Below are 2523 nucleotides of genomic sequence, written 5' to 3'. Positions count from 1 at the left end.
GCGGCGGCGCCGGCCGTGCCGCCGCCACTGCGGGTCGCGGCCGGCCCGGGCCACCACCTGCTCGAGCCGCGTCGCCTCGTCGTGCGCCTCGACCGGCGGGCCGAACATGCCGGGCGTGCCCTCGGGCGGGCCCTGGGACAGGAACTCCAGCAGCGTGTCGAGGATCCGCGGGTCGGTGAAGAACTCCTGGCCCGTGGCCTGCGCCAGATCCCAGCCGTGCAGCACGACCTCGTTCATCGCGACCACGCCCATGTCGGCGGCCGGCATGGTCACGCCGCCGGCGGTCGCAGTGCCGGTCCAGGCGGCCGGGTCGCGCCAAGCCGTCTCCAGCTCGGCGAGCAGCACGGGCAGCCGGGAACGCCAGTGGGTGGGCAGATCGGCGGCGGACGGCTCGGGCGGCGGGCAGCTGACGCCGGGCGCGTCGTCGGACTTGCGGGCGGCGGCCGCGAACGCATAGGACAACCCCATCAAGTGGGACAACAAGGCGCCGACCGTCCAGCCTGGGCACGGCGTCGGGGCGGTCAGGTCGTCATCGGCGACGCCGAGGAGAATCGCTCTCAGCTGACGCACCGGAGGGTCGAAGTCCAGCGGCACACGGTCGGCCATGATCTGCCTCCTTCCTGTGCCTTTAGATTACGGACGGGCCACGACATCCGCCGTGTCCGCATCGGCGATGTTCCGGACGTTGAGCTCCGCCGTCCGCTCCTCGCTGTCCCGCGGCGCGGCGGCGGCCACCACGCGGCGCGCGATCTCGGGGAAGCCGGCCCAGTGCAGGCCCAGCTGGGAGGCGTGCAGCTGACGCCGGACGAAGCCCTCGGGGTGGCCGCCCGACCAGGTCCAGGCGGGGACCTCGCCGGCGCGCGGGGTGACCACCGAGCGGATCTGCTTGTAGCCGGTGACGCGCGCGCCGGGCGGGGCGAGCAGCGACGGCGCGGCGGCGGTCGCCTCCCGATAGCCGGCCACGATGTGCTCTCCGGTGCGCGCGGACGCGTCGATCACCCCGCACATCGGCAACCCGTCCAAGTCACGGGCCAGCCAGGTGAGACCCGCGCCCTCGGCGGCGATCGGCAGGCCCCGCTCGGCGAGCTCGGCCACCGCGGCTTTCAGGCGGCGGTTGGCGGACAGCTCGGACGCGTACGACTCCGGCAGGCCGGCGCCGACGACGAGTCCGCGTACCCCATGGGGAAGTTTCTCGTCGCGCAACGGATCGACCACCGCGACGTCCGCGCCCGCCGCGGTCAGCAGCTCCACGGTCTCCGCGTAGGAATACGCCGCGCCGGGGCCGCCGGCCAGCGCGATCACCGGGCGCGGACGGTCCTTGAGGGCGCCACCGACCGCCTCGGCCGCGGACCACGCCGGGGCGGAGATCTCGGGCGCGGACGCGGCCAGCGCCAGCAGCCGGTCCAGGTCGACGCCGCGGCCGACGGCCTCGCCGAGCACCTGGGTGGCCCGGCCCGCCTCACCGGTGAGCTGCGCGATCGGCACCGGGCCCAGCGCGCGGGCGGGCAGCACGTCGGGCAGTGCGCCGTGCCGCATCGCCCCGAAGACCGGCACGCCGATGTCGTCGAGGGCGCTGCGCAGGAGCTGCTCGTGCCGGTCGGACCCGACCCGGTTGAGGATCACCCCGCCGAGGTGGACCATCTCGTCGAACATCCGGAAGCCGTGCACCACGGCGGCCACCGAGTGGCCCATCGACGCGACGTCGATGACCAGCACGACCGGCGCGCGCAGGGTGGCCGCGACCGCGGCCGTGCCGTCGATCTCCGGCTGCCCGGTCAGGCTGTCGAACAGCCCCATCGCGCCCTCGATGACGGCGATCCGCGAGCCGGCGGCGCCGTGCGCGAACAGCGGCGCGATCCGCTGCGAGCCGGTCAGTCGCAGGTCGAGGTTGCGGCCCGGGCGTCCGGCGGCCAATCCCAGGTACGCGGCGTCGGTGTGGTCCGGCCCGACCTTGAAGCCGGCCGGGTGCAGCCCCCGGGACGCATAGGCCGCCAGCAGGCCGACGGCGATCGCGGTCTTGCCGTGCCCCGACGCCGGCGCGCTCACCAACAGGCGCGGCTGAGCGGTCATTGCGACACCCCCCTCCAGGCGCCTCCCCCGGCGCCCCGGCCGAGTTGTCGATCGACGGCCGGACGTTGCACCCTACCCGGCCACCGCCCCGGCGCTGCGATCTTGGGGGCCCGGTAACCTCGGAGGGGTGTACCGGTTCCTGCTGACGCCGCGCTGGCTGGCCGCGGCGGCGCTCACCGTGGCCGCCTCGGTGGTCATGGTGTTCCTCGGCAACTGGCAGCTGCACCGGTACCACGAACGCAGCGCGATCAACGACCGCATCGACGCGGCGGAGTCGGCCGCGCCCGTGCCGCTGACCTCCGTGCTGGCCCGCCCCTCCGCGCCGTCCACGGCGGGCCCGGCGCCCGGCGCCGAGCTGGCCTGGACGAAGGTCACGGTGACCGGCACGTTCGACCCGGCGCACGAGATCCAGGCCCGCGGTCGCACGGTCGACGGGGCCGTCGGGTTCGAGAT

Annotated in this window: 3 protein-coding genes; 1 reads left to right on the top strand and 2 read right to left on the bottom strand. The window is 75.2% G+C overall.

The window, feature by feature from the left end; translation table 11 throughout:
- On the bottom strand, positions 1-606 hold a 606-nt coding region (locus AB0M20_RS37845), incomplete at its 3' end, for a TIGR03086 family metal-binding protein (RefSeq protein ID WP_364305653.1).
- A 27-nt stretch (positions 607-633) separates the two neighbouring features.
- Complete coding sequence (locus AB0M20_RS37840; RefSeq protein ID WP_364305651.1) at positions 634-2070, bottom strand: cobyrinate a,c-diamide synthase; 1437 nt, start codon at positions 2068-2070, stop codon at positions 634-636.
- A gap of 127 nt (positions 2071-2197) precedes the next feature.
- Between AB0M20_RS37840 and AB0M20_RS37835 the strand changes: the two genes are divergently transcribed.
- On the top strand, positions 2198-2523 hold a 326-nt coding region (locus tag AB0M20_RS37835; protein WP_364305649.1), incomplete at its 3' end, for an SURF1 family protein.

The organism is Actinoplanes sp. NPDC051633 (genome assembly GCF_040681735.1).
In the GTDB taxonomy this organism is placed as follows: domain Bacteria; phylum Actinomycetota; class Actinomycetes; order Mycobacteriales; family Micromonosporaceae; genus Actinoplanes.
The sequence above is the reverse complement of the archived record's forward strand: the minus strand, read 5'-3'. Positions and strand labels throughout refer to the sequence as shown.